23 protein-coding genes are annotated in these 26,247 nt (G+C 60.0%); 14 read left to right on the plus strand and 9 right to left on the minus strand.

The features are described from left to right. Nucleotides 1–137: 137 nt before the first annotated feature. Nucleotides 138–1,454: a bifunctional DedA family/phosphatase PAP2 family protein gene (locus tag GIW02_RS11830; RefSeq protein ID WP_236410933.1), complete on the plus strand. Its 1,317-nt coding sequence runs from the start codon at nt 138–140 to the stop codon at nt 1,452–1,454. Here GIW02_RS11830 and GIW02_RS11835 read toward each other — a convergent pair. From GIW02_RS11835 to GIW02_RS11845, 3 genes are read right to left on the minus strand one after another with little or no spacing between them, the layout of a single operon-like run. Next, a complete protein-coding gene (locus GIW02_RS11835) occupies nt 1,448–2,041 on the minus strand; it encodes an LON peptidase substrate-binding domain-containing protein (protein ID WP_236410932.1) in 594 nt (197 codons plus the stop codon). The genes GIW02_RS11830 and GIW02_RS11835 overlap by 7 nt on opposite strands. Before the next feature lie 21 nt (nt 2,042–2,062). Next, nucleotides 2,063–2,779, minus strand: a complete 717-nt coding sequence (locus GIW02_RS11840; RefSeq protein ID WP_236410931.1) for an LrgB family protein — start codon at nt 2,777–2,779, stop codon at nt 2,063–2,065. Beyond that, entirely contained in the window at nt 2,776–3,129 is a 354-nt protein-coding gene (locus GIW02_RS11845; RefSeq protein WP_236410930.1) for a CidA/LrgA family protein, read from the minus strand. The genes GIW02_RS11840 and GIW02_RS11845 overlap by 4 nt, the downstream gene beginning before the upstream one ends. 164 nt (nt 3,130–3,293) lie before the next feature. Here GIW02_RS11845 and GIW02_RS11850 point away from each other — a divergent pair, with 164 nt between their 5' ends. The 3 genes from GIW02_RS11850 to GIW02_RS11860 all read left to right on the plus strand — a co-directional run bounded on the left by GIW02_RS11850 (nt 3,294) and on the right by GIW02_RS11860 (nt 6,359). Continuing rightward, nucleotides 3,294–3,749: a MaoC family dehydratase gene (locus GIW02_RS11850; RefSeq protein ID WP_236410929.1), complete on the plus strand. Its 456-nt coding sequence runs from the start codon at nt 3,294–3,296 to the stop codon at nt 3,747–3,749. 219 nt (nt 3,750–3,968) lie between these two features. Further along, nucleotides 3,969–5,687: a C13 family peptidase gene (locus tag GIW02_RS11855; protein WP_236410928.1), complete on the plus strand. Its 1,719-nt coding sequence runs from the start codon at nt 3,969–3,971 to the stop codon at nt 5,685–5,687. 30 nt (nt 5,688–5,717) lie between these two features. After that, the gene (locus GIW02_RS11860; RefSeq protein ID WP_236410927.1) at nt 5,718–6,359 is read left to right on the plus strand and encodes an oxidoreductase; all 642 of its coding nucleotides are present in this window, start codon (nt 5,718–5,720) and stop codon (nt 6,357–6,359) included. A 147-nt stretch (nt 6,360–6,506) separates the two neighbouring features. Here GIW02_RS11860 and GIW02_RS11865 read toward each other — a convergent pair whose 3' ends face one another. From GIW02_RS11865 to GIW02_RS11890, 6 genes are all read right to left on the minus strand, one after another. Further along, nucleotides 6,507–6,791, minus strand: coding sequence for a YceK/YidQ family lipoprotein (locus GIW02_RS11865; protein WP_236410926.1), 285 nt, complete (start codon nt 6,789–6,791; stop codon nt 6,507–6,509). Then, the gene (ubiX, locus tag GIW02_RS11870; protein WP_003219402.1) at nt 6,784–7,413 is read right to left on the minus strand and encodes a flavin prenyltransferase UbiX; all 630 of its coding nucleotides are present in this window, start codon (nt 7,411–7,413) and stop codon (nt 6,784–6,786) included. The genes GIW02_RS11865 and ubiX overlap by 8 nt, the downstream gene beginning before the upstream one ends. Beyond that, a complete protein-coding gene (gene mpl / locus GIW02_RS11875; protein WP_236410925.1) occupies nt 7,410–8,759 on the minus strand; it encodes a UDP-N-acetylmuramate:L-alanyl-gamma-D-glutamyl-meso-diaminopimelate ligase in 1,350 nt (449 codons plus the stop codon). Before mpl ends, ubiX begins: the two co-directional genes overlap by 4 nt. Before the next feature lie 234 nt (nt 8,760–8,993). Continuing rightward, nucleotides 8,994–10,025 (minus strand): hypothetical protein, encoded by a 1,032-nt coding sequence (locus tag GIW02_RS11880; RefSeq protein ID WP_236410924.1) that lies wholly within the window; start codon nt 10,023–10,025, stop codon nt 8,994–8,996. Between the two features lie 159 nt (nt 10,026–10,184). After that, nucleotides 10,185–13,544, minus strand: a complete 3,360-nt coding sequence (locus GIW02_RS11885) for a hypothetical protein (RefSeq protein WP_236421874.1) — start codon at nt 13,542–13,544, stop codon at nt 10,185–10,187. Between the two features lie 120 nt (nt 13,545–13,664). Continuing rightward, nucleotides 13,665–15,575 carry a sigma-54-dependent Fis family transcriptional regulator gene (locus tag GIW02_RS11890; protein ID WP_236410922.1) on the minus strand — a complete coding sequence of 637 codons (1,911 nt, stop codon included), beginning with the start codon at nt 15,573–15,575 and terminating at the stop codon, nt 13,665–13,667. 274 nt (nt 15,576–15,849) lie between these two features. Between GIW02_RS11890 and exaC the strand changes: the two genes are divergently transcribed. The 10 genes from exaC to ycaC all read left to right on the plus strand — a co-directional run bounded on the left by exaC (nt 15,850) and on the right by ycaC (nt 26,245). Continuing rightward, the gene (exaC, locus tag GIW02_RS11895) at nt 15,850–17,370 is read left to right on the plus strand and encodes an acetaldehyde dehydrogenase ExaC (protein WP_236410921.1); all 1,521 of its coding nucleotides are present in this window, start codon (nt 15,850–15,852) and stop codon (nt 17,368–17,370) included. A 100-nt stretch (nt 17,371–17,470) separates the two neighbouring features. Continuing rightward, entirely contained in the window at nt 17,471–18,904 is a 1,434-nt protein-coding gene (gene eat / locus GIW02_RS11900) for an ethanolamine permease (RefSeq protein WP_236410920.1), read from the plus strand. Nucleotides 18,905–18,957: 53 nt separating this feature from the next. Then, the gene (locus GIW02_RS11905; protein ID WP_236410919.1) at nt 18,958–20,352 is read left to right on the plus strand and encodes an ethanolamine ammonia-lyase subunit EutB; all 1,395 of its coding nucleotides are present in this window, start codon (nt 18,958–18,960) and stop codon (nt 20,350–20,352) included. Beyond that, nucleotides 20,349–21,182: an ethanolamine ammonia-lyase subunit EutC gene (gene eutC / locus GIW02_RS11910; protein WP_236410918.1), complete on the plus strand. Its 834-nt coding sequence runs from the start codon at nt 20,349–20,351 to the stop codon at nt 21,180–21,182. The genes GIW02_RS11905 and eutC overlap by 4 nt, the downstream gene beginning before the upstream one ends. A 92-nt stretch (nt 21,183–21,274) precedes the next feature. Next, nucleotides 21,275–21,733, plus strand: coding sequence for a GNAT family N-acetyltransferase (locus GIW02_RS11915; RefSeq protein ID WP_236410917.1), 459 nt, complete (start codon nt 21,275–21,277; stop codon nt 21,731–21,733). 364 nt (nt 21,734–22,097) lie between these two features. Next, entirely contained in the window at nt 22,098–22,754 is a 657-nt protein-coding gene (locus GIW02_RS11920) for a DedA family protein (protein ID WP_236410916.1), read from the plus strand. A gap of 6 nt (nt 22,755–22,760) precedes the next feature. Further along, nucleotides 22,761–23,576, plus strand: a complete 816-nt coding sequence (locus tag GIW02_RS11925) for a M90 family metallopeptidase (protein WP_236410915.1) — start codon at nt 22,761–22,763, stop codon at nt 23,574–23,576. A gap of 109 nt (nt 23,577–23,685) precedes the next feature. Further along, nucleotides 23,686–24,213: an inorganic diphosphatase gene (ppa, locus tag GIW02_RS11930; protein WP_003219382.1), complete on the plus strand. Its 528-nt coding sequence runs from the start codon at nt 23,686–23,688 to the stop codon at nt 24,211–24,213. A gap of 214 nt (nt 24,214–24,427) precedes the next feature. Further along, the gene (locus GIW02_RS11935; RefSeq protein WP_236410914.1) at nt 24,428–25,198 is read left to right on the plus strand and encodes a S24 family peptidase; all 771 of its coding nucleotides are present in this window, start codon (nt 24,428–24,430) and stop codon (nt 25,196–25,198) included. A 414-nt stretch (nt 25,199–25,612) separates the two neighbouring features. Next, nucleotides 25,613–26,245 carry an isochorismate family cysteine hydrolase YcaC gene (gene ycaC, locus GIW02_RS11940; RefSeq protein ID WP_236410913.1) on the plus strand — a complete coding sequence of 211 codons (633 nt, stop codon included), beginning with the start codon at nt 25,613–25,615 and terminating at the stop codon, nt 26,243–26,245. The last annotated feature ends 2 nt before the right edge of the window (nt 26,246–26,247 follow it).

The following is a 26,247-nucleotide window of genomic DNA, read 5'->3' on the forward strand; positions in this document are numbered from 1 at the left end:
GGGAGCGGGCTTGCTCGCGAAGGCGGTGTGTCAGCCACTGGATGCATCGACTGACACGCCGCCTTCGCGAGCAAGCCCGCTCCCACAGTTGATCTTCACCGTCTCAGATTTTGTATTACATATATGGAGAAGTTTGTATGGGCCAATGGCTCGATAGCATTACTGGCTGGTTGACCCTGAACCCCGAATGGCTGGCGGTAGCGGTGTTTATCGTCGCCTGCGTGGAGTGCCTGGCCATCGTCGGGCTGATCGTGCCGGGCACGGTGTTGCTGTTTGCCATTGCCGCCCTCGCCGGCAGCGGTGCGCTGTCCTTGAGCGAAACCCTGCTGCTGGGTTTCCTCGGCGGGCTATTGGGTGATGCGGTTTCCTACTACCTGGGTCGCCATTTCCACCAGAACATCCGGCGCCTGCCGGGCCTGCGTCACCATCCGGAATGGATGAACGGCGCCGAAACCTACTTTCACAAGTACGGCATCGCCAGCCTGTTGGTAGGCCGATTCATCGGCCCGTTGCGCCCGATGTTGCCGATGGTGGCGGGCATGTGCGACATGCCGTTCCCGCGCTTTGCCGCCGTGAGCCTGCTGGCCGCCGCCGGCTGGTCGGTGGCCTACATACTGCCGGGCTGGGCCGCCGGCGCCGCGTTCCGCCTGCCACTACCGGAAGGGTTCTGGCCGGAGGCGGCGATTGTCGCGGCCTGCCTGGCGGTGGTGCTGGGTCTGAGCTTGAACAGCAGCCTGCGCGGCCATCGGCGCACCACGGTGTGGATCGGTTGCGCCAGCCTGGTGCTGTTGATCGCCCTGTTTATCGGCTATCCCCACCTCAACGATTTCGACCAGGGCCTCAGCGCCCTGGTGCAGGAACACCGCAGCCCGTGGCTGGATGAGGTGATGGTTCGGATCACCCAACTGGGCGAGTTCAAAAAGATGTTCTTCGCCAGCGCCGTGTTCACCGGCCTGCTGTTCTTGGCGCGGCAATGGCGTCATGCGCTGTTTGTCGGCGCCACCCTGGGCGGGGCGGCGGTGATCAATACCGGCACAAAGTTGTTTTTCGCACGTGGTCGGCCGGAAATTCTTACAGACCCTCTGACCAGTTTCAGCATGCCCAGCGGCCACGCGTCCGGCGCGTTTGCGTTTTTCCTGGCACTGGCGGTGTTGGCCGGTCGCGGGCAACCTACACGGCTGCGCCTGACCTGGATGCTGATGGGCTGTATTCCCGCAGCATTCATCGCCCTGTCGCGGGTGTACCTGGGCGCTCACTGGCCCACCGACATCCTCGCCGGCACGCTGCTGGCGATGACCGTGTGCGCGTTCAGCCTGAGCCTTATTCAGTACCGCAGCCCGCTGCCGCCCATGTCGCAGAAAACCTGGTGGCTGCTGCTGCCGGCACTGGTGGCGGTGCTGGGCTTTATCGCGCTGACCGGCACCACCCACGCCCTGCTGCGCTATGCCTACTGAGTGAAGAGTTCACCTTGCAGCTCGTCCAGCAGCATCTGGATCGCATCCAGCCGCTGCTGGGGATCGTCGAGCTGCAGCAGGTCGATCTTGTCGGCCTCGGTGAACGGCAGCAAATACGCCAACTGATTGCCCAGGGCTTGCTGGCCTTCGGCGTGGGCGTCCATGTCGAGCGAGGCGACCATCGGGTGCTCGGCCAAGGCCTGGAGCAGGGCCAGCAGGTCAGCGTCCTCTTCTTCCAGCGGCTGGTCCGGCAGCTCTTCGAGCCACTGCACCTCGGCCACCAGTAGCTGGTCCTTCTGCACACCGGCGTCGCGCACCCGGAAGCGGCGCCCGCCTTCGACACGAATCCCCAGCAGGCCGTTGTCCTGCTGCTTGAAGTCGCGAATCAGCGCTTCGCAGCCGATCAGCGCGTAGCCATCCGGGGCCATGCCCACTTCCTGGCCATCGAGGATGCACACCACGCCGAAGCTTTCGCCCTTTTTCATGCAGCGGCTGATCATGTCCAGGTAGCGCGCCTCGAACAGTTGCAGGTCGAGGGTGCAGCCAGGGAACAGCACGGTATTGAGCGGGAACAGCGCCAGACTCATAAAGGTTTCCTTAAACCCGGTTTAAACAATCACCGACACAGCCAGCGGCAGGAACACCGCCGTGGCCACGCCCATCAGACTCATGGCCAGCGCTGCAAAGGCGCCGCACTCTTCGCTTTCCTGCAGGGCCACCGACGTGCCGACGGCGTGAGCGGTCATGCCCAGGGCCATGCCGCGCGCCTCGGGGCTGTGCACCCCAAGGCGCGTCAGGTACGCCGGGCCAATCATCGCACCGACCACCCCAGTGATCAGTACAAATACGGCTGCCAACGCAGCCACGCCACCGATCTGTTCGGCCACCAGCATGGCAATCGGCGACGTGACCGACTTGGGCGCCATGGTCATCAACATCATGTGTTCGGCACCAAACCACCAGCCCAGCAGCACACACAGGCCCGTGGCCAACACGCCACCTACCACCAGCGTAGTAAAAATCGGCCAGAACAATTGGCGAATCCGCCGCAGGTTCAGATAAAGCGGCACCGCCAGGGCCACTGTGGCGGGGCCGAGCAGGATGCCCATGATCTCGGTGCTCTTGCGGTACTCGGCGTAACTCAGGCCGCAGGTCAGCAATACACCAATCACCAGCAGCATGGAAACCAGCACCGGCTGCAGGAAAATCCAGCGGGTTTTCTCAAAGCCCGCCAGCACCAGTTGATAAGCGCCGAGGGTAATGCCGATGCCGAACAGCGGGTGATGAATCACGGCGGTCCAGGCGCCCTGCCAGTCGAAGATCATTGATCTTTCTCCTTGCGCTTGACCATCTGCTGCATCAGCACGCCGACAAAGCCCATGGCAATCACCAGCGACAGCACCAGAGCACCGACGATGGCCCAGAAGTCGGCGGCGATGTCCTTGGCATACACCATCACCCCCACCGCCGGCGGCACCAGCAGTAACGGCAAGTAGCGCAACAGGCTGCTGGCGGCCAGGCTCAGGGGCTCGCCGACTTCGCCGCGCCACACCAGAAAGCCCAGCATCAGCAGCAGGCCAATGATCGGCCCCGGCAGCACCGGCAAGAATAAATGGTTGATCGCCGTGCCGATCAATTGAAACAGCACCAGCCATGTCAGCCCGCGTAACAGCATCCGCTCTCCCCCCTTCAAAGCCAGCCCGCATTATAAGCATGCCCGCCCTATGCTTCGGCATTCGCCAAAAGCATGGTGGGTTGACCGGGCTGATTGCCCATGATGATCTACATTGGTTCTCTGTACCCCATAACAACAGCACCGATGAACCAAGGAGAGACGCAATGCCCTATGTACCCGTAGCGCAGCTCAAAGACTATGTCGGCAAGGAACTCGGACGTTCCGAATGGCTCACCATCGACCAGGCACGTATCAACCTGTTCGCCGAGGCTACCGGCGATCATCAGTTCATCCACGTTGACCCGGTCAAGGCCGCGCAAACACCGTTCGGCACCACCATCGCCCACGGTTTCCTGTCGCTGTCTTTGATGCCCAAGCTGATGGAAGACATCCTGATCGTGCCTGACGGCCTGAAAATGGCGGTCAACTACGGCCTGGACAGCGTGCGCTTCATCCAGCCGGTGAAGGTCAACTCCAAGGTGCGCCTGAACGTGACCCTCACCGATGTGACCGAGAAAAAGCCCGGCCAATGGCTGCTCAAGGCCACCGCCACCCTGGAAATCGAAGGCCAGGAAAAACCCGCTTACGTAGCAGAGTCGTTGTCGCTCTACTTCGTGTAAACCCAGGCCAACATCGTGGCAAGCAAGCTTGTCGTGACGAGCGGGCTTGCTGTGACAGCTGGCTTGTCGTGGCGAGCGGGCTTGCTGTGGCGAGCGGGCTTGCTGTGGCGAGCGGGCTTGCCCGCGTTGGGCGGCGCAGCCGCCCCAAATGCCGCCACAAATTCATGTATGAAATCCACAGCTGCGGCATACTCGGCGCTCACTTATCCGGATCCCGCTATGCGCCCACTCGCCCCCCTAGCCCTTGCCCTGTTGCTCACCGCTTGCGGAGATGGCGAATCGCTGTTGCCGCCCGATGCGCGCCTGCCCGATGGCGGCCGCTACCGGGGCGATGTGGTCAATGGTTTGCTGCAAGGCCAGGGCCGCGTGGACTACCCCAACGGCAGCTGGTACGCCGGCCAGTTCGATAAAGGCCAGTGGCACGGCACTGGGGAATGGCATGGCAGCAATGGCGAAGTCTATAAAGGCCAGTTCCAGCAAGGCCTGTTCGATGGCCAGGGCAGCCTGACCACCGCCGGCAGCCACTATGTGGGCGGGTTCAAGAACGGTCGGCGCAACGGCGAAGGCACCCTCAAAGAGGGCCAGATGACCTACCGCGGCGAGTTCAAGGACGACCAGTATTCCGGCCTCGGCCGCCTGGAACTGGCCGACGGCAGCCAGTACCAGGGCCAGTTCGCCCACGGCAAGCCCAACGGCGAAGGCCAGCGCAACGACGACAGCGGCAACCAGTTCAGCGGCCACTTCGTGGATGGCCAGCTGGAAGGCAACGGCACCTTCAACAGCGCCGACGGCGACATCTATGTCGGCCAGTTCAAACAGAACCAGCTCAACGGCAAGGGCCGCTATGAGAACGCCGACGGCGACGTGTGGATCGGCCAGTTCAAGGAAGGCGCCCTGAGCGGCAAGGGCGAGCTGATCGGTGTGGACGGCAGCCATTACGTCGGCCAGTTCAGCGACTGGCGCTTTACCGGCGATGGCCGCTTGAACCTCACCGACGGCAGCTTCTACATCGGCGGCTTCGACAGCGACAACTATCAAGGCAAAGGCACCCTGGTGCTCACCGATGGCACCGTACAGGCCGGCACTTGGGTCAACGGCATGCGCGTGCGTGACGCCGACGGCAAGCTGTTGCCCGACCCGCTGGAACTCGGCGTGCTGGCCCAGGGGCGCTTGCTCGATGCCGCCCTCGCCGCTGTGCCTGCGTCCACCGCGGCGGTGGAGCTGTACACCCTGGCCGTGGCCGGCGATGGCAAACAAAGTGTGTTCCTGCGCGAAGCCGATTACGTCAGCAATATGCTCGCCACCCGTTTCGGTGCGCACGGGCAGATCCGCCTGGTCAACCACCGCGACCATATCGCCGACCGCCCTCTGGCGACCCGCGAAAGCCTGCGCCGCGCGGTACAAACCCTGGCCGAACGCAGCGGCCCGGAAGACCTGGTGTTTATCTACCTGACCAGCCACGGCACCCACGAACACGAACTGGTGCTGGACCAACCGCGTATGGAGCTGGCCGACCTGCCCGCCGACGAGCTGGCCGCCGTGCTCACGCCGCTGAAAAACCGTGACAAGATCATCGTGATTTCCGCCTGCTATTCCGGCGGTTTCATCCCGGCCCTCAAAGACGAACGCACTCTGATCATGACCGCCTCGCGCGCCGACCGTGTGTCCTTCGGTTGTTCCGAGGAAGCCGACTTCACCTACTTCGGCGACGCCCTCTTCGCCCAAGCCTTCAACCAGACCGACGACCTGCAGCAAGCCTTCAAGCTGGCGCAGTTGCATGTGTCCGAGCGCGAACAGGCGGACAACTTCGAGCCGTCCGAACCGCAGATCTGGGCCCCCAAAGGCGTGATCGCCCACTGGCAATTATTACGCAAGCAGCAGGCACGAAAGGCGCTCGAAAGCGTCTCAATGAATAGCAAGGAAGCCAAAGGCAACTAAGCTGTAACGTGTAATAAGGGGGGAAACACCATGTACCTGACACCTCAGCATATCTTGCTGGCTGGCGCCTCTGGCCTCACCGGCGAACACCTGCTCGACCGCCTGCTTAACGAACCCACCGTGACCCGCGTGCTGGCACCCAGCCGCAAGCCCCTGGCCGAACACCCGCATCTGGAAAACCCGGTGGGCGATCCGGCGGTGTTCTTGCCACAGCTGAGCGGCCAGGTGGATATCGCCTTTTGCTGCCTGGGCACCACCATCAAACAGGCAGGTTCCGAAGCCGCCTTTCGCGCCGTCGACCTGGACATGGTCGTGGCCTTTGCCCAACGCGCACGGGAAATGGGCGCGCGGCACCTGATCGTGATCAGCGCGATTGGCGCCGACCCGAAATCCTCGATTTTCTACAACCGGGTCAAGGGCGAAATGGAACAGGCGCTCAAGGCTCAGGACTGGCCGCAACTGACCATCGTGCGGCCGTCCTTGTTGCTCGGCGAACGCCTCGAACCACGCCTGGCCGAGCAATTGGCCGGGCCGTTGTCGCGGTTGATTCCGGGCAAGTACCGCGGCATCGAAGTATGTGAACTGGCCAGGGCCATGTGGCGCCTGGCGCTCGAAGAGCAGGATGGCGTGCGCGTGGTGGAGTCGGATGAGCTGCGCAAGCTCGGTAAATAAGCCGATCTAAAGACCTTACAAATATCCAAATGTGGGAGGGGGCTCGCCCCCGATGGCGGTGTATCAGTTATGAATTAATCAACTGAACCACCGCCATCGGGGGCAAGCCCCCTCCCACATTGGGTTCTGGGTGTCGGCAAGACTGGCTTACAGCCCGCCCGTTGCGTTGAACCCAACCCCGAGCACCGTCAACACCGAGAGTGGCAGCAGCAAGGTGTCGAGCAACGCGCTGGCTGGCAGGTCGACACCCGGATAGCTCGGCGCCTCGGCACCAAAGCGGTCCTTGGCGCAGCAGCCGCCGTTGATGGCATACAGATCCAGCCGCGTGCCGGCATACACCACCGGCGCGCCGGGTTGCGCAGCATCCAAGGTGCGCGCGGTGGCGCAACCCGTGAGGTGCAGCGCCAACACCACCAGCAGCGCCTTATTCATCGCTGCTCAAATGGTGCTCGCCCCAACGCGGCAACATATCCTGAGGAATATTCAGCAGGTTGAGGATTCGCGCCACCACAAAGTCCACCAGATCATCAATGGTCTGCGGCTGATGGTAGAAGCCCGGCGACGCCGGCAAGATGGTCACGCCCATGTTCGACAACTTGAGCATGTGCTCCAGGTGAATGCTCGAATACGGCGCCTCACGCGGCACCAGGATCAACTGGCGACGCTCCTTCAACGTCACGTCCGCCGCACGCTCGATCAGGTTGTTGCAGGCCCCGGTGGCAATCGCCGACAGGGTGCCGGTGGAGCACGGCACCACCACCATCGCCGCCGGCGCGCCCGAGCCGGAAGCCACCGGCGACATCCAATCCTCTTTACCGTAAACCTTGATCTGCCCCGCCGCCGCACCGGTGTACTCAGTGAGGAAGGCTTGCATCATCTGCACCTTGGGCGGCAGTGCTACATCCGTCTCGGTAGCGAGCACCAATTGCGCGGCCTTGGAGATCAGAAAGTGCACCTCACGGTCCTCGCGCACCAGGCAATCGAGCAAGCGCAGGCCATAAGGCGCGCCGGATGCACCGGTCATCGCCAGGGTGACGCGTTCCGGGCCGCTCATTTGAGCGCCTCGGCCAACTTGCCATGCAGGCCGCCGAAGCCGCCGTTGCTCATGACCACCACGTGGGTGCCGGGCTTGGCTTGTTGCTGCACGAACTCAATGATGCCCTCGATCGAATCACAGACTGTCGACGGCACCGTGCACAGCGCAGCAATCGCCGGCAGGTCCCAGCCCAGGTTGGCGGGCGCGTACCACACCGCCTGGTCGGCATCGTTGACGCTTTCGGGCAAACCGTCACGGTGGGCACCGAGCTTCATGGAGTTGGAGCGCGGCTCCACAATGGCGATGATCGGCGCATCGCCGACGCGCTTGCGCAGGCCATCCAGCGTGGTGGCAATGGCCGTTGGGTGGTGGGCAAAGTCGTCATAGATGGTAATCCCATTCACGTCGGCGACCTTCTCCATGCGGCGCTTCACGCTCTTGAAGGCGCTCAACGCGGCAATACCCATCGCTGGCACCACGCCAACATGGCGCGCGGCCGCCAGGGTCACCAGAGCATTGGCGACGTTGTGCTGGCCGGTCATGTCCCACTCAACGATGCCCTGGGCCTCGCCTTCAAACAGCACTTCAAACCGGGAGCCGTCTTCACTGAGCAACTTGACCTGCCACTGCCCGCCCGCACCGGTGGTTTGCACCGGTGTCCAGCAGCCCATCTCGATCACACGCTGCAAAGCGGGCTCGGTGGTCGGGTGAATCACCAGGCCTTCGCTCGGGATAGTGCGCACCAAGTGGTGGAACTGACGCTCGATGGCAGCCAGGTCGGGGAAGATGTCGGCGTGATCGAACTCAAGGTTATTGAGGATCGCCGTACGCGGGCGGTAGTGGACGAACTTGGAGCGCTTGTCGAAGAAGGCGCTGTCGTATTCGTCGGCTTCAATCACGAAGAACGGCGTATCGCCCAGACGCGCCGACACCGAGAAATTCTGTGGCACGCCGCCGATCAGGAAGCCCGGGCTCATGCCCGCATGCTCCAGCACCCAGGCGAGCATGCTGCTGGTGGTGGTCTTGCCGTGGGTACCGGCAACCGCCAGCACCCAGCGGCCTTGCAGCACATGGTCGGCCAGCCATTGCGGGCCGGACACGTAAGGCAAACCTTTATTGAGTACGTACTCGACCGCCGGGTTGCCACGCGACATGGCATTGCCGATCACCACCAGGTCCGGGACCGGGTCAAATTGCGCCGGGTCGTAGCCCTGGGTCAATTCAATGCCCTGAGCTTGCAGTTGCGTGCTCATCGGCGGGTAAACATTGGCATCGGAGCCCGTCACATGATGGCCCAACTCTTTGGCCAGCACGGCCATCGAGCCCATGAACGTACCGCAGATACCCAGAATATGAATGTGCATAGTCGACCTCGTAAAACATCGAGGCAGGTTAGCGCAGGGAGGGGGAAATCGCACTCTTTAGCAGTGACCGTTCAGGCGTGAGTGGCGGGCCCAGCCATTTATCGGCACAAAAAAATGCCGTCGCATCCGATGGATGCCGCGTGCACGCAGCTTCATCGAATACAACGACATTCTGGGTCAAGGCTGTGCGCGGCTGGCGGGCCAGCCGTCAGTCACACGGTAAAAACTGCCTTGTTACGCAGTCGGTTTGATCTTGAGCGCGACTTCGTGACCTATGGCGGTGATCACAGCCAGCCTGGATTCAATGACTTTTGCGCGCACCGCAATGTCAGGGTCTTCGCTACGCGACGTCGAGAATGAAGTTGGAATGCCGTAATTTTTGGCCAGCACTTCAAAGTCTTTCTCTAAAGCGATAGTTATAGACTCAAGGCACGTCATACGCTCCTCGTTGGTTTTTGACGCCCATACCAAGCTGCCTTGTACGGGCTCGGCCCCCGTAATGCGACCCAGCATATCGGTAGCGCCAAAAACATCCCGCTGAAGCTGATCTACGATGCGTGTTTCGGAAAAGCCTTTTTTAACCACATCCGCTGGCGAATCAGTAAATGCTTTTTCGATGCCCTTCGTGACTAAGGCTCCTACCGCAGTAACCGTTGCGACAACGCCTGCCGTAAGCAAGGCCTTCTTAGTATCCGAGAGCTTCTTTTTAACCGGTTCCAAATCCACCTTGGTATCCGCTACTGCCTCAGCCAATTCCGTGTCTGCTTTCGCAAGGCGGGTACTGGAAAAGTCTTCAACTATTTTACCGTTCACCTTCGAAGGTGGAATTTCCAGGGTCGAAAGGAAGGTCTTGGGCGCGGGTTCTACGACCTTTTCCTCGCCGAGTTTGCTGGCGTAGTCGTCCTTGGGTTTAAAGTTGGCTTGTTCCTGGGCAATCTCTGCATCAAGCTTACTCGCCGCCCCTGCAGAGTTACTTGTACCTGCCTTTAGAAGGCCAGACGCATCTGTGGCCTTACCATTTTCAGGGACGTCTACTTTTTTCTTTTTTAAAATTTTGCTGAACCCACGTTTGTCTCTATTGAAACGATCGCCCTCACTTACAAACATCTCATGTTCGATAGAAGCAAGTGTACTTACAGCGCTCTGTGCGCTGACCTCCATTGCCGGAGGCCGTGGGTTTTCTGCAGCAGGCTTGCTGAGTACTTGAGAAGCCGATTGCGATTGAAAGAAAGGCAAGTTCGGCAGTGCCGAATTAACAACGCTCATATGATTCACCTAATGATTGATTGACATTAGGAAGCCATCCATTTCCTCCACTCTATAAGTGGCGATAGCACTTATAGCGTTCCAAAAAAAATACTAACTCGGAAAAAACCCATCCAATGTGCTGAAGCCACTTTGCGCACACAGACAACCTCGTACCGCTTAATGCGCTACTGCTTGAATAATTGCGTACTGCGTTAACTGCACACCATGCGGTGTTTTTGTTAACGCGTTGTAAGCATACCAACTACCCGATAAAAATATCGCAGTGACAGGCCCCATTCGCTCAGAACGACCACCGAGCTTATAGTAGAAATCACTGACAACGTCCTTATGCTTATACACTTTATGTGCATCGAAACTTTTGATACCCAGAGGCAGCACTTTCTGCACACTGGAGAGCACCTTATCCCCAGCTCGCTCAACCACCTTTAACCCTTTGGAAATATTTTTTGGTGCATCAATTAAATCATCCACCCCCACAGACGAGATGATGCCCTTGACAACCCCTTTGCCGATAGCCTTGAGTACCCCCCGACCCGACTTGAAGGCAGCATGAACGCCTTTGGATCCAGGAATCAGAAACCCCAACGCATCGAACCCAAGGTCAAAAACAGCACCTGAGACATTCCCATTGATGGCCGCGACCACACCGTCATAGAACGGCGCAAGACTGAGAAAAATCTCATCCAACTTTCTATTGGTTTTTATTTCCTGCTCTCGTTGCGTGACACCTTTTGCTTTAGTTCTATGGCTATCAATGCCGTGGGTGAAGTATTCGCTCACGGGCACACCCAGCGCTAGACTGCGTTTAGAGAAATAACGGCCCGGGAGATTCTCTGCCAAATCAGACGGAACTTGAGCAGACAAACGGTCTGTATTGGGTGCACTTAATTGCTCGACTAATATTTGGGATCTCGCCCCCTCGCCCTGCGCAGGCTCACCATAAAAAGGACGCAAATCAATTTTTAGATTATCCCCTGTATCATTACGCGATACGCCATTGATACCCGGGCTCTTCCACGCCTTTTGTGGTCGACTCACCAAGGGTTTTTCCAACCCAGGCTCTTTGACTAGCTTTGCCTGACCGGGGAAATAGCTGTAATAGTGAATATCACCCGCCCCTCGATCCGCTTGGATCAGCACGCCAAAACGCCCTGTTAATTTTTCGACGTCTTCCGGGCTTGGCTTAGTGCTCACATACTTGAACGTTTCATGATTCCCGACCTTCGCCAGCACTCTTTTATCATATGGCTTACGCAGCGAAAGAAAACTGATATCGGCGTTATCAAAAACTGCCTGATCCGCGACAGGCATTAGTGAAAGGTGATACCTGAACACAACACTCATGGCCTCTTTGCGCCGCGCCAAGAACTTGTCGAACGCTCGCTCAAATGCCCCGGTTATATCCGAATCCAGCTTATGAAAATCACGCCGCATGGTGTTATACGGTACAGCGGCTTCATCACTTGACTCCCAGACCTTCTGCCCCAAGTGCCCGGACATGTAGATATCCAACAGCGAGTACCGGACGATATCCGGCCACACTTCATCACGGTCTGTAATAACCTTCTTCTCGAACTCTATGTTTTCTCCAAATACCCTTTTCAGCTCCTGGAGCGCCAGCTCTTTTCGGGTAGGTTGCGAGGCTTTCAAGGCCTCGGATGCCCACCCCAATTCCTTCTGTTGCTTGACCATCGCCTTGACCGACAGGTTGTAATCTATCGCTGAATAAACGTTATCCGCCCTCGCGTTGATCACCCCATTGGCGACGCCCCAATCTGTCACCGGGCCGCGCCTGACCTCTACCAGTTGACGCTCCCCGTCTTCTGAAACCGGCACGGTCTGACCAAACAGCATCACTTGGCTGAACGTCATGTTCGCCACAGCACTCGGGACCTTCTTTTCGATGCGCAATGCTTCGATGGAGTAACTTGCCCATGTATGCGAACCATAAACAAGGTTGGGCGGCATCTCCTTGGCCAAAAACTCGGGGGCCGAGATCGACAACAATAAACGCGCCGCAATCGGCGCCATTTCAACCCCGACCTTGCCTTCAAGATGACGAGTAAATCGACTGATGATCTGCGCGGGCGAAGCGCCGATATTCTGCTTACCGTATAGCGCGTAACCCGCCGGGCTATGCCGTAATGCCCCTCCTGCCGGGTCCAGGTCGAGTGCGAGCGCGGCACTCACATACTCAATGCTACTGGTGGGTGTTTGCAGCCCATCCAGCTCTTCCTGTATTTGTTTACCCAAGGCGTTCGCTTGCGGCGACCGGATAAGCTCATCCAGCGCCGCCGCGGGATTGGTGCTGATCATCTTTCGGGTGTTCTCCGGCAGGTGGCGCATCAACCGCCCCAGCAGACTCAAAGCGCCAGGTCCGGTCTGATCCGATGAGGCCTGGACGGGGTCCTGGGCCTTCCACTGCTCAACCACTTTTCTCACCTGCGCCTGCAGGTCACGGCCCAAGGTCGTCGCCTCCGTCAGCCGGGTCAAAGGCAGTGCACAGCCGCGATCTGCACTCGGCGCCCTGTGGGCAAGGTCGAAAGAGAGCATATGGGCCAGGTTGCACGCTTGCGCAGCATTCTCGGGCACATACATGTCGTAGGCTTTAATCAGTTGATCGGCGCGCACCTGTGCGACCGGCTCATCTAACGACTCGACGTACGAAGAGCTCGGATGGACAGGCAGCATGACCTTGCTCAGGTCGATCTTGCCATTGGCGTCATCGAGCTGAGACTCCAGCGCCGTCACCAGCGTGTGCGCGTTAATGTCATCCCCCAGCGCCGTTTGCTGCTCCATCAATGCCTGCGGAGATCGCAATGACGCAAAAGGCAAAGGCGGAAATTCAAAGTCCGGATTGTTGATCAGTATCTTGCGGTACTTAGCTACTTGCGCCGGCCCGCTATCAAAAGGCTGATGGTAAAACTTCCCCACGACATCCCACGGCACCTCGCCTGACGGCCATGGGCAACGCAATATTTGTTCGGGCTCAGGTGCCAATGCCTTGGCCGTCTCCAGGAGTGTTCGTGAAACCTCGGCCCATCCCGAATCGTCCGTCAAAGAAAATGTAAGCTTCTTACCGCCTGCAAAGCCGGTAATTTCACCTTTCGAAGGGCACAGTGTCAGGGCCGTCGTATCAAGCCCCTGCGCCTTCGCCCAGGCCAGGAACCCCGGGGCGCGAAGTGCACTGTCCAACAGCCCGCGCCAACGACCTAGGGTGGACTCGGGAGGGACCCGGACATTGGGTGGGTTCACTGACGTTTGAAAGAAGCGGGCCAGCAGCGCCGCTCCAAATGCCTTCGTCAACTGGGCGTCAGCCGCCGCGCGGGTTTGGAGATTGTCAGGCTGCTCTGCATGGCGCCTTGCTCGAGCGCTGTCGCCTTCTGTGCCAGGGGAAGGCGCAGGCGTGCTCGTCGGTATGGGCTCATTCTGTGCCGGTATGGCGGGGGCTGCGGCCTGCTCGCGCCCATAGGAGGGAAAATCAGAGACTGTAGGAAAACTGGAAATACTCGTCATTCAAACACCTCAATGTGAGGGCAGCGGTTCGCTGCTCCTACATTGAGTGGTCAGTTACTCTACAAAGCGCACATCGGGCGACTTACGAAGATGCCACAGGACATTGCAACTGGTCGGCGTTTACGCGAGCGGGCATGCCGATCGGTGGCGGGTAATCCCATGCTTGCGCAACTTGCGATAAAGGGTATTTCGGCTGACACCCAACTGCTCCGCGGCGTGGGTCATATGCCAGCGCTGCTGCTCCAGCGCGGCAAGCAAGGCCAGGCGCTCGGCGTGCTCAAGCGGCAGGTCCAGAGGCTCATCGGGTGCTTGCGCTCGGGCTTGGCGAATGCTCGCCGGCAGGTCTTGCACCTCGACCCGGCCATCCTCGGTCAGTGCCACCAACGTACGTAAAACGGTACGCATCTGCCGAACGTTGCCAGGCCAGGCAAAGGCCAGGAGTTGCTGACGCGCAGCAACATCGAGCAGTACGTTCTGCGGCCCGGCTTCGTCCTCCAATAGAAAATCCAGCAGCTGGGATTTGTCACTGCGATCACGCAGCGCCGGTAACGAAACTTCCAGCCCGTTGAGGCGGTAATACAGGTCTTCGCGAAAGCTGCCGGCCTGCACGCGACCCAGCAACTCCCTATGGGTCGCGCTGATGATGCGCACATCGACCGCCTGGGGCTCACCGCCGATGGGCACCACCACTCGGTCGTCCAACACCCTCAACAGACGTGTCTGCAACGCCAGGGGCATGTCGCCGATTTCATCGAGGAACAAGGTGCCGCCGTCGGCCTGCTGCAACTTGCCCTGCATGCCCTCTTTGCGGGCGCCCGTGAAACTGCCGCCGCGATAGCCGAACAACTCGCTCTCGATCAGGCTTTCGGGGATGGCTGCGCAGTTGAGGGCGATAAACGCCTTGTCCGCGCGCTGGCTGGCGTGGTGCACGGCTTTGGCGAATGCCTCTTTGCCGGAGCCGGTTTCGCCATGGATCAATAACGGCACGTCACGCTCGAAGACACGCAGTGCTTTACGAAAATCGTTTTGCAGGGCCGGATCGCCCATGCAGATACCGGGCACGCGCGATGGCGTGGGCGCAGGCTTGGCCATCGGCGCCGGCAGGCTGCGCGCCTGGCCACGCAAGGCGGCGAACAACGGGCGGCCATCACGGGTACGCAGCGGCCAACTGGCCGTGGCATTCGCGCTCGCACGGCCGAGCAACTGGTCCAGCGAGCACTCGAAAAAGGCCTCCACCGGCTGCCCCAGCAAGCCGCCACGCACCTGCCCCAGCAGGTTCAGCGCACTCTGGTTCGCCGCGCACACCCGCCCTTCGCCATCGAACGCCAGCAGCCCTTCGCTGAACAGGCCCACCGACTCGGCCTGCAGGTGAAAGCGCAGCAACCAGTGGTGTTCAAAATGGCGCAGGAAGTAACAACTTTCGATCATCTTGGCCGACAGGTTCACCAGCGCCATGGTGTGAAACTGGCTCTGGCGCGACACTGCATCGCGCGCCGAGGACACGTCGAGCACCGCCAGCAAATCACCATGGGGGTCGAACACCGGGCTCGCGGAGCAGGTCAGCCCGGTATGGCGGCCACGAAAATGCTCATCGCGATGAATGGTCAACGACTGGCGCTCCACCAGGCAGGTGCCGATGCCGTTGGTGCCTTCGCACGCTTCGCTCCAGTCGGCACCCAGCCACAGCCCGGCGTGTTCGAAGATCTTGCGCTCGGACGGCGCGGTCACACAGTTGAGGATCACCCCACGCGCATCGGTCAGCAGCACGGCGTGGCCAGCCCCCGAAAGCTGTTGGTGCAGGCTGTTCATCTCACTCCCGGCGATGCTCAGCACCTGCTGCAAGCGTTCGCGGCTTTCCAGCAGGCGGGCGTGCTCAAGCACAGTGGGGGCCATGGTCTGCGCAGGGTCGAGGTGGTAATCCTCCAGGCAACGCAGCCAGGACCGGGCGATGGAGGGATCGCTGGAGGGATCGCGCCCGCGCGCCACCGTGAGGACTTGCTGGGCATGGCGACTGAAATGATCGTTGTGCATGTTCTTATTATTCTCCCTGCGTGAGAACGGCCAGCATCCCCCAGCCCTGCGACCATTGCAATCCCAGGCCGACCCACCGGTCACAGGCTGTACCGTTTCTGGCACAAACTGTCACCCGGCCTGTCTCGATCGCGTGACAGCAACGCCCTGCAACACACCCCAACCCCTTGATTTCGCTGGCCGGCAAAGCAGTGGCCCAACCTTTGCTCTACGCTTTATCAAGCGCAGCCACAGCGCTGCACTCCAATAAACATAAAAGCCAGGAGAATCCACCATGCGTTACGCACACCCCGGTACTGACGGCGCGATCGTTTCGTTCAAGGCCAAGTACGGCAACTACATTGGTGGCGAATTCGTTGCGCCGGTTGATGGCAACTATTTCACCAACACCTCGCCGGTCAACGGCAAGCCTATCGCCGAATTCCCGCGCTCCACTGCCAAAGACATCGACAAAGCGCTCGACGCCGCCCATGCCGCCGCCGACGCCTGGGGCAAGACCTCGGCCCAGGATCGCTCGCTGGTGCTGCTGAAAATCGCCGACCGCATCGAACAGAACCTCGAACTGCTGGCCATCACTGAAACATGGGACAACGGCAAGGCCGTGCGTGAAACCCTCAACGCCGACATCCCGCTGGCGGCCGACCACTTCCGCTACTTCGCCGGTTGCATCCGCGCCCAGGAAGGCACCAGCGCCGAAATCAACGAACACACAGCGTCCTACCACTTCCATGAGCCGCTGGGCGTGGTCGGGCAGATCATCCCGTGGAACTTCCCGCTGCTGATGGCCGCGTGGAAACTCGCCCCAGCCCTGGCCGCCGGCAACTGCGTGGTGCTAAAGCCTGCCGAGCAAACCCCGCTGGGCATCAACGTGCTGATGGAAGTGATCGGCGACCTGCTGCCACCGGGCGTGCTGAACGTGGTGCACGGTTTCGGCAAGGAAGCCGGCGAAGCCCTGGCCACCAGCAAGCGCATCGCCAAGATCGCCTTCACCGGCTCCACCCCGGTGGGCTCGCACATCATGCACGCGGCGGCCGAGAACATTATTCCGTCCACCGTTGAGTTGGGTGGCAAGTCGCCGAACATCTTCTTCGCCGACATCATGAAAGCCGAACCGTCGTTCATCGAAAAAGCCGCCGAAGGCTTGGTGCTGGCGTTCTTCAACCAGGGCGAAGTGTGCACCTGCCCGTCGCGTGCACTGGTGGAAGAGTCGATCTACGACGACTTCATGAAAGTGGTGATGAAGAAGATCGAGTCGATCAAACGCGGCGACCCGCTGGACACCGACACCATGGTCGGCGCCCAGGCGTCCGAGCAGCAGTTCGACAAGATCCTGTCCTACCTGGAAATCGCCAAGGGCGAAGGCGCGCAACTGCTTACCGGCGGCAAGGTCGAGAAGCTCACCGGCGACATGGCCGGCGGCTATTACATCCAGCCGACCCTGCTCAAGGGCACCAACGAAATGCGCGTGTTCCAGGAAGAAATCTTCGGCCCGGTGGTGAGCATCACCACCTTCAAGGACGAAGCCGAAGCCCTGGCGATTGCCAACGACACCGAGTTCGGCCTGGGCGCCGGCGTGTGGACCCGCGACATCAACCGCGCCTACCGCATGGGCCGGGCGATCAAGGCGGGCCGCGTGTGGACCAACTGCTACCACCTGTACCCGGCGCATGCCGCGTTTGGCGGTTACAAAAAATCCGGCGTGGGCCGTGAGACACACAAGATGATGTTGGATCACTACCAGCAGACCAAAAACTTGCTGGTGAGCTACGACATCAATCCGCTCGGTTTCTTCTAACTAACACCCCCTCCCACATTTGGATCTTCATAAGTACTTGCGAATTGCATTCGGCACACAGAGGCCGAGTTAAAAAAAATAACAATGAAAGGTACTTCCCATGCCTAGCGAACCTACTGGATCCTCCGTCGACTTTGAAAAAGTCGACTCTCAATACTTCCAACAACGCGAACTTAAAAAAGGCGCAGCCGGCTGGGTGCTACTGGTCGGCCTCGGCGTTGCGTATGTGATCTCCGGCGACTACGCCGGCTGGAACTTCGGCCTGGCCCAGGGTGGCTGGGGCGGTATGTTCCTCGCCACATTGCTGATGGCCACCATGTACCTGTGCATGTGCTTTTCCCTGGCCGAACTGTCTTCCATGATCCCTACCGCCGGCGGCGGCTACGGCTTTGCCCGCAGCGCCTTTGGCCCTTGGGGAGGGTTCCTCACCGGTACCGCCATCCTGATCGAATACGCCATCGCCCCGGCCGCCATTGCGGTGTTTATCGGCGCTTACTGCGAGTCGCTGTTCGGCATCGGCGGTTGGATGATTTACCTGGCGTTCTACATCATCTTTATCGGCATCCACATATTCGGCGTGGGTGAAGCCCTGAAGCTGATGTTTGTGATCACCGCCGTCGCCGCTATTGCCTTGGGCGTGTTCCTGGTGGCGATGGTGCCGCACTTCAACGTCGCCAATTTGCTCGACATCCCCGTCACCCAAGCCAAGGGCGCTAGCACCTTCCTGCCCTTCGGCTACGTCGGTGTTTGGGCGGCGATCCCCTATGCCATCTGGTTTTTCCTCGCCGTCGAGGGCGTGCCCCTGGCCGCCGAAGAAACCAAGAACCCCAAACGCGACCTGCCCCGCGGCCTGATCGGCGCCATTGTGGTGCTCACCAGTTTTGCCTTGCTGATTCTGGTGATCGCACCCGGCGGCGCCGGCACCTACGCGCTGATCAAATCCGGCAACCCGCTGGTGGAAGCGTTAGCGCTGTCCTACGGCGGTTCGACCTGGATGGGCAGCTTCGTCAACCTGGTCGGCCTGGCGGGCTTGATCGCCAGCTTTTTCTCGATCATCTACGCCTATTCGCGGCAGATCTTTGCCTTGTCGCGCGCCGGCTACCTGCCGCGCAAGCTGTCCCAGACCAACAAGAGCAAGGCGCCGGTGCTGGCGCTGGTGATCCCCGGCATCATCGGTTTCGGCCTGTCGCTGACCGGCCAAGGCGATTTGCTGATTCTGGTGGCCGTGTTCGGCGCGACCATTTCCTACGTGCTGATGATGGCCGCGCACATCACCTTGCGCATTCGTCGCCCCAAAATGGACCGTCCATACCGCACACCGGGCGGCATCTTTACCTCCGGTGTGGCCCTGGTACTGGCCTGCGTGGCCGTGGTGGCGGGGTTTCTGGTGGATCCGCGGGTGGTGATTGGCGCCGCGATCATCTATGGAGTATTAATTGCTTACTTTGCTTTCTACAGCCGGCATCACTTGGTAGCAGGCACGCCCGAAGAGGAATTAGCGGCGATCCAGGCCGCAGAGGCCGCCTTGCACTGAAATGCCGTAAACCTCGACGCAGGCCGCTGCCTGCGTCGTCAAGGAGACACTGTATGGCAAGCTTTTCCCACGCGGTGGGTACACAGACCTACCGCTTCGACAGCCTCAAGGACGTGATGGCCAAGGCCAGCCCCGCGCGTTCCGGAGACTTCCTCGCCGGTGTGGCCGCGCAGAACGACGGCGAGCGTGTGGCCGCGCAAATGGCCCTGGCCAATATTGCGCTGAAGCATTTTCTCGAAGAAGCGCTGATCCCCTACGAAAGCGATGAAGTCACCCGGCTGATCATCGACACCCACGATAAACAGGCGTTTAGCGCCGTCAGCCACCTCACCGTCGGCGGCCTGCGCGACTGGCTCCTCAGCGACGCGGCCGACGAACATTCCCTACGCGCATTGGCGCCCGGGCTGACACCGGAAATGGCCGCCGCCGTGTCCAAGATCATGCGCGTGCAGGACCTGGTGCTGGTGGCGCAGAAGATCCGCGTGGTCACCCGGTTTCGCGGCACCATGGGCCTGCGTGGGCGCCTGTCGACCCGCCTGCAACCCAACCACCCCACGGATGAACCGGCGGGCATTGCCGCGAGCATTCTCGACGGCCTGCTGTACGGCAACGGCGACGCCATGATCGGCATCAACCCGGCCACCGACAGCATCGCCTCGATCTGCGCCATGCTGGAAATGCTCGACGCGATCATCCAACGCTATGAGATCCCGACCCAGGCCTGCGTGCTGACCCACGTCACCACCTCCATTGAAGCCATCAACCGCGGCGTGCCGCTGGACCTGGTGTTCCAGTCGATTGCCGGCACCGAAGCGGCCAATGCCAGTTTCGGCATCAACCTGAACGTGCTGCAGGAAGGCTACGACGCGGGGTTGAGCCTCAATCGCGGCACTTTGGGCCAGAACCTGTTGTATTTCGAAACCGGCCAGGGCAGCGCCTTGTCGGCCAACGCGCACTTTGGCGTCGACCAGCAAACCTGTGAAACCCGTGCCTACGCCGTGGCCCGACATTTCAAACCGTTTCTGGTAAACACAGTCGTAGGGTTTATCGGCCCCGAGTACCTGTACAACGGCAAGCAGATCATCCGCGCCGGCCTCGAAGACCACTTCTGCGGCAAGCTGCTGGGCGTGCCGATGGGCTGCGACATCTGCTACACCAACCATGCCGAAGCCGACCAGGACGACATGGATACCCTGCTGACCCTGCTGGGCGTGGCCGGGATCAACTTCATCATGGGCATCCCCGGCTCCGACGACATCATGCTCAACTACCAGACCACCTCGTTCCACGACGCCCTGTACGCCCGCCAAACATTGGGTTTAAAGCCGGCGCCGGAGTTTGAACAGTGGCTGGCCAAGATGGGCATCTTCACGCAAGCCGACGGCAAGGTGCAGTTCGGCAACAGCCTGCCACCGGCATTTCGCCACGCCTTGGCGCACTTGGGATGAAGGAGCCTACCGTGCAACCAGACTTGCCCGACAACCCGTGGCTGGAACTGCGCCGCCTGACCCCCGCGCGAATTGCCTTGGGCCGTACCGGTACCAGTATCCCCACCAGCGCACAGCTTGATTTCCAGTTTGCCCATGCCCAGGCGCGGGACGCCGTGCACCTGCCCTTCGACCATGCAGGCCTGAGCAGCCAATTGGCGGAACGCGGGCGCGAGAGCCTGTTGCTGCACAGCGCGGCCACCGACCGGCACAGCTACCTGCAACGCCCGGACCTGGGGCGGCGCTTGAGTGATGAGTCGGCGCAGAGCCTGCGCGACCATGCCCAAGCCAACCCGGGGGGTGTGGACCTGGCGATCGTCGTGGCCGATGGTTTGTCTGCGCTGGCTGTGCATAAACATACCTTGCCGTTTCTTACGCGCATGGAGGAACAGACCCACGCTGAGGGCTGGTCCTTGTCGCCAGTGATCCTGGTGGAACAGGGCCGTGTGGCCGTCGCTGATGAAATCGGGCAATTGCTTGGCGCCAAGATGGTGGTAATCCTGATCGGCGAGCGCCCTGGACTCAGTTCGCCCGACAGCCTGGGCCTTTATTTCACCTACAACCCCAAGGTCGGCCTCACCGATGCTTATCGCAACTGCATCTCTAATGTACGTTTGGAGGGCTTGAGTTATGGCATGGCGGCCCATCGTTTGCTGTACTTGATGAAGGAGGCGTGTCGCCGGCAGCTGTCGGGGGTCAATCTCAAGGACGAGGCACAGGTGCAGACCATCGAATCCGACGACCCGGATTTGATCAAGGGCAATTTCCTGCTCAGCCCACCCACCGACTGATACCCGCACGATTGCGCTTTTTCGCGTCTTTAGGCAGCATCAAGTCACGGCCGCTCGCGTGGTCATACCCCATTTGGAAGTTGAGGCCTGGCATGCGGATCACTCAAGCGACCCTGGAACACCTGGACCTGTTGACCCCGTTGTTCGTCAAATACCGCGAGTTTTATGGGGCGTTGCCCTTCCCGGATTCCTCTCGAGCCTTTCTGGAAAAACGCCTGCGCCGCCAGGAATCGGTGATCTACCTGGCTCTGGCCGATGATGACGATAAGAAACTGCTTGGGTTTTGCCAGCTGTACCCGAGCTTTTCGTCGCTGTCGCTCAAGCGCGTGTGGATCCTGAATGACATTTACGTCGCCGAAGATGCGCGCCGCCAGCTGGTGGCGGACAACCTGATGCGCACGGCGAAGAAAATGGCCAAGGAAACCCATGCCGTGCGGTTGCGGGTGTCGACCAGCAGTGACAATGAAGTGGCACAGAAGACCTACGAGTCAATCGGGTTTCGCGAGGACACCGAGTTCAAGAACTACACCTTGCCGATCAGCGAAGACTGACCTTTTCTAACGAACCTGTTTTTTTGGAGGCGCGAATAAGCCCTTGTGGCGAGCGAGCTTGCTCGCGTCGGGCTGCGCAGCAGCCCCACTAACCACCCCGCACACTTCCAGGCAAACAGCGTTACCTGGATTTTGGGGCCGCTGCGCAGCCCCACGTGAGCAAGCTCGCTCGCCACGGGAAGGCGACGCGCCATGACCCGCCGACTGCGACATCCCCCGCTACAAAACCAGCAGGCTTTTCACCTCTCAATCCGTATAATGCGGACCTTTCAGGGTTGTAAGAAAAGCGGCATACACTTGTAGCCTTATTACCCGAGCTTCCGCACGGGCCTGCTGAGTCGGGCCATTCACACAGGTGCCATCCATGGATTTCAACCCGCTTGACCTTATCCTGCATCTCGACGTCTACCTCGACCTGCTGGTAACCAATTACGGTCCGTGGATCTACGCCATTCTGTTTCTGGTCATTTTTTGCGAAACCGGCCTGGTGGTCATGCCCTTCCTGCCGGGTGATTCCTTGCTGTTTATCGCAGGCGCCGTAGCGGCAGGCGGCGGCATGGACCCGGTCTTGCTGGGCGGCCTGTTGATGCTGGCGGCGATCCTCGGTGACAGCACCAATTACGTGATCGGGCGAACGGTCGGCGAACGCTTGTTCAACAACCCGAACTCGAAAATCTTCCGCCGCGACTACCTGCAAAAAACCCACGACTTCTACGATAAGCACGGCGGCAAAACCGTGACCCTGGCGCGCTTCCTGCCGATCCTGCGCACCTTCGCGCCGTTCGTCGCCGGTATCGCGAAAATGCCTTACCCACGGTTCTTTGGGTTCAGCGTACTGGGCACCATCCTCTGGGTCGGCGGCCTGGTGACCCTGGGCTACTTCTTCGGCAACGTGCCGTTTATCAAGAAAAACCTGTCGTTGCTGGTGGTGTTCATCATTCTGCTGTCGCTGGTGCCGATGATCATTGGCGTGTTCCGTAGCCGTTTTGGCCGCACCTCCTCCCAAGCCAAGCCGCAGTAACCTGCGATGTGGTCCCTCAGCGCCTGGCGTCGCCGGCGCCTGCTGGCCAAGCACCCGATTGCCGATGACACCTGGCAACGGGTGCGCCACCACCTGACCTTTCTCGACGGCATCAGCGCCGAGCAGGACCAGTGGCTGCGTGAAGCCTGCGTGGTGTTCCTCGCCGAAAAATACCTGACCGCCCTGCCCGGCGTGGAGCTGCACCAGGAGCAACGCCTGCTGCTCGCCGCCCAGGCGCAGTTGCCGCTGATGCACCTCGGCGACCTCGACTGGTACCAGGGCTTCCACGAAATCGTGCTGTACCCGGACGACTTCGTCAGCCCCCAGCGCCATCGCGACAGCAGTGGCATCGAACACGAGTGGGACGGCGAACACAGCGGCGAAGCCTGGCAACAGGGTCCGGTGATCCTCGCCTGGCCCGGCGTACTCGCCAGCGGCCAGTGGGAAGGTTACAACCTTGTGATCCACGAACTGGCGCACAAGCTCGACATGCTCAACGGCGACGCCAACGGCCTGCCACCGCTGCACCACGACATGCGCGTGCAAGAATGGGCCAGCGTGATGCAAAGCGCCTTCGATGACCTCAATCGCCAGCTGGATGCCAACCCGGACGTCGACACCGAGATCGACCCCTACGCGGCGGAAAACCCGGCGGAATTCTTTGCCGTCACCAGCGAATATTTTTTCAGCGCCCCGGATTTACTGGTCAACAGTTATCCACAGGTGTACGCCCAACTGAGCCGCTTTTATCGCCAGGACCCACTGGCCCGCCTGCACCAACTGCAAGCGCACGACCCGCGTTATCAGCCACAGGGCGAATGACCGTACGACGTCTGGCGCATGGCATCGGCGGCGGAATATGCCTATAATCGCCGCCACTTTTAGGCCAATCCGGCCAAGTTTCTTGGCCAATTAACGGGGGCAACGCCCAATGAGCTACAGCAAGATTCCGGCTGGCAAAGACCTGCCGAACGACATCTACGTCGCCATCGAGATTCCGGCCAACCACGCGCCGATCAAATACGAAATCGACAAAGACAGCGACTGCCTGTTCGTTGACCGTTTCATGGCCACCCCGATGTTCTACCCGGCCAACTACGGTTTTATCCCTAACACCTTGGCTGACGACGGTGACCCCCTCGACGTGCTGGTTGTAACCCCTTACCCGGTTACACCAGGCTCGGTTATCCGCGCACGTCCAGTCGGCATCCTGAACATGACCGACGATGGCGGCGGCGATGCCAAAGTGATCGCGGTGCCACACGACAAGCTGTCGCAGCTGTACGTGGACGTGAAGGAATACACCGACCTGCCGCCACTGCTGCTGGAACAGATCAAGCACTTCTTCGAGAACTACAAAGACCTCGAAAAAGGCAAATGGGTGAAGATCGACGGTTGGGGCAACGCAGACGCCGCCCGCGCCGAGATCCTCAAGTCGGTTGCCGCCTACAAAGGCTGATACCCGCTGCACATTGCCCTGGCAATCAAAAAAGCCCCGATCATTCGGGGCTTTTTTTGTGGAAAAAATTAAACGACAAGTTCATCGCCTTATAACGAGCGTTTAGCAACTTACAAAATAAGCAGTACCAGGCTACAACTAAGCAAAAACCTACAAGCACAACTCAACGCATGGTTTATTTGATCTGTTTTTCCGGCCAGTAAACTCTGCGTTTATGAATAAATCAGGTGATCGCTTAAAAGCACTGCTACGGGAAGTTCATCTTTCCGCCTCCGACTTCGCCAAGAACCGCGGTGTCACGCCCCAACACGTGAACAACTGGTTCAAACGCGGTGTACCCATGGGCCGACTCAACGAAGTCGCAGAACTGCTCTGCGTCTCCAGCCGTTGGCTACGTACCGGCGAAGGCCCCAAACACCCTCCGGCCAACTTCCTGCTGGAAGGCCCGGAAACACGCAAAGGATTCCCCACCCGCGAAGACGCTGGCAAATACCTCACAGGCCCCGCCTGTCACCCGGAAAAAATCGACGTGGAATTACCGCTCCACGCCTCATTCACCTCCAGCGAGCGTATCCGCGTCTCCCTGCACACCCTCGAAACCCTCAACGTAAACCCCGACCGCGCGCTGGGCGCCTACATGGTCGACAACAGCATGATCGACATCATTCAACAAGGCGCCACCCTCGCCATCGACAGAGGCCGCACCCACATCACCGACGGCGAAATCTACGCCGTCGAACACGACGGCATGCTGCGCATCAAATACCTCTACAACCGCCCCGGCGGCGGCTTGCGCATGCGCAGCCACAACGCCGGCGAACACCCGGATGAATACCTGAGCCACGAGCAACGCTTTGAGCAAAACTTCCTGATCCTGGGCTGGGTGTTCTGGTGGTCCACCCTGAACAACCGCAGGCCGGTGCCGCTGGATGAACACCTGCTGGGCTGGGAAGGCTCTAAAACGGACCCGGAGGTGGGCATTTGAAATGAATGTGGGTATCATGCGCCGCACATTTGGCAGGGTTTGGCTTCACAGCCAACCACCCTGCCCGGCGATGCGGAGGAGTTCCCGCTGATGCCCCTACTATTCAGCCCGACGCAACGTGGGCTGAGCGATTTGAAGGCTGGTGAGGTTTGTCAAAAACAAGCTGAAGCAGTCCCCGAGAAGCCGGCCACAAGCCGGCTTTTTAATGCCTGTAAAATACGCCCACCCTGCTCCATACCATCATCAAACCAATTCCCTCCTCTTTATCTGCCACTTGATCCTCTCAAGCTTATTGTCCCCGCCAGGTTGACAGTAAGACGCCTCCCACCCGATTTATCCCCCACGCCCAACCCATTAATCTGTGCCCATGTTGAACGCAACGCCAAACCCACTTAAACAAAAAAGGATTCAACCATGAGCACTCCAACCTACAACCGCTTGAACAAAGACGACGCCATTGTTCTGCTGGTCGACCACCAGACCGGTCTGATTTCCCTGGTGCAGGACTTCTCGCCCAACGAGTTCAAGAACAACGTGCTGGCCCTGGCTGACCTGGCCAAGTTCTTCGACTTGCCGACCATTCTCACCACCAGTTTCGAGCAAGGCCCCAATGGCCCGCTGGTGCCGGAGTTGAAGGAAATGTTCCCGGACGCGCCTTACATCGCTCGCCCTGGCCAGATCAATGCCTGGGACAACGAAGACTTCGTCAAGGCGATCAAGGCCACTGGCCGTAAGCAGATCATCATTGCCGGTGTGGTGACGGATGTGTGCGTAGCGTTCCCGACCTTGTCGGCGCTGGCGGAAGGGTTTGATGTGTTTGTGGTCACCGATGCGTCGGGCACGTTCAACACCACGGTGCAGCAGGCGGCCTGGAGCCGGATGACGCAGGCCGGTGCACAGATGATGAATTGGTTTTCGGTGGCCTGTGAGCTGCATCGTGACTGGCGCAACGATATCGAGGGCCTGGGGAATCTGTTGTCCCAGCGCATCCCCAACTACCGCAACTTGATGAACGGTTACTCGGCGCTGACCGCGCGCAAGGATTAATC

Origin of the sequence: Pseudomonas syringae, from assembly GCF_021606685.1 — a bacterium.
Classification (GTDB): domain Bacteria; phylum Pseudomonadota; class Gammaproteobacteria; order Pseudomonadales; family Pseudomonadaceae; genus Aquipseudomonas; species Aquipseudomonas syringae_R.

Excerpts from the sequence above, each read along its gene's own strand:
- GIW02_RS11880 (WP_236410924.1), bottom strand. The coding sequence starts at position 10,025 with ATGAGCGTTGTTAATTCGGCACTGCCGAACTTGCCTTTCTTTCAATCG.
- GIW02_RS11920 (WP_236410916.1), top strand. The coding sequence starts at position 22,098 with ATGGATTTCAACCCGCTTGACCTTATCCTGCATCTCGACGTCTACCTC.
- mpl (WP_236410925.1), bottom strand. The coding sequence starts at position 8,759 with ATGCACATTCATATTCTGGGTATCTGCGGTACGTTCATGGGCTCGATG.
- GIW02_RS11935 (WP_236410914.1), top strand. The coding sequence starts at position 24,428 with ATGAATAAATCAGGTGATCGCTTAAAAGCACTGCTACGGGAAGTTCAT.
- GIW02_RS11840 (WP_236410931.1), bottom strand. The coding sequence starts at position 2,779 with ATGATCTTCGACTGGCAGGGCGCCTGGACCGCCGTGATTCATCACCCG.
- GIW02_RS11915 (WP_236410917.1), top strand. The coding sequence starts at position 21,275 with ATGCGGATCACTCAAGCGACCCTGGAACACCTGGACCTGTTGACCCCG.
- ycaC (WP_236410913.1), top strand. The coding sequence starts at position 25,613 with ATGAGCACTCCAACCTACAACCGCTTGAACAAAGACGACGCCATTGTT.
- exaC (WP_236410921.1), top strand. The coding sequence starts at position 15,850 with ATGCGTTACGCACACCCCGGTACTGACGGCGCGATCGTTTCGTTCAAG.
- GIW02_RS11890 (WP_236410922.1), bottom strand. The coding sequence starts at position 15,575 with ATGCACAACGATCATTTCAGTCGCCATGCCCAGCAAGTCCTCACGGTG.
- ppa (WP_003219382.1), top strand. The coding sequence starts at position 23,686 with ATGAGCTACAGCAAGATTCCGGCTGGCAAAGACCTGCCGAACGACATC.
- GIW02_RS11925 (WP_236410915.1), top strand. The coding sequence starts at position 22,761 with ATGTGGTCCCTCAGCGCCTGGCGTCGCCGGCGCCTGCTGGCCAAGCAC.
- GIW02_RS11830 (WP_236410933.1), top strand. The coding sequence starts at position 138 with ATGGGCCAATGGCTCGATAGCATTACTGGCTGGTTGACCCTGAACCCC.
- GIW02_RS11860 (WP_236410927.1), top strand. The coding sequence starts at position 5,718 with ATGTACCTGACACCTCAGCATATCTTGCTGGCTGGCGCCTCTGGCCTC.
- GIW02_RS11905 (WP_236410919.1), top strand. The coding sequence starts at position 18,958 with ATGGCAAGCTTTTCCCACGCGGTGGGTACACAGACCTACCGCTTCGAC.
- GIW02_RS11845 (WP_236410930.1), bottom strand. The coding sequence starts at position 3,129 with ATGCTGTTACGCGGGCTGACATGGCTGGTGCTGTTTCAATTGATCGGC.
- GIW02_RS11850 (WP_236410929.1), top strand. The coding sequence starts at position 3,294 with ATGCCCTATGTACCCGTAGCGCAGCTCAAAGACTATGTCGGCAAGGAA.
- GIW02_RS11865 (WP_236410926.1), bottom strand. The coding sequence starts at position 6,791 with ATGAATAAGGCGCTGCTGGTGGTGTTGGCGCTGCACCTCACGGGTTGC.
- GIW02_RS11855 (WP_236410928.1), top strand. The coding sequence starts at position 3,969 with ATGCGCCCACTCGCCCCCCTAGCCCTTGCCCTGTTGCTCACCGCTTGC.
- GIW02_RS11835 (WP_236410932.1), bottom strand. The coding sequence starts at position 2,041 with ATGAGTCTGGCGCTGTTCCCGCTCAATACCGTGCTGTTCCCTGGCTGC.
- ubiX (WP_003219402.1), bottom strand. The coding sequence starts at position 7,413 with ATGAGCGGCCCGGAACGCGTCACCCTGGCGATGACCGGTGCATCCGGC.
- eutC (WP_236410918.1), top strand. The coding sequence starts at position 20,349 with ATGAAGGAGCCTACCGTGCAACCAGACTTGCCCGACAACCCGTGGCTG.
- eat (WP_236410920.1), top strand. The coding sequence starts at position 17,471 with ATGCCTAGCGAACCTACTGGATCCTCCGTCGACTTTGAAAAAGTCGAC.
- GIW02_RS11885 (WP_236421874.1), bottom strand. The coding sequence starts at position 13,544 with ATGACGAGTATTTCCAGTTTTCCTACAGTCTCTGATTTTCCCTCCTAT.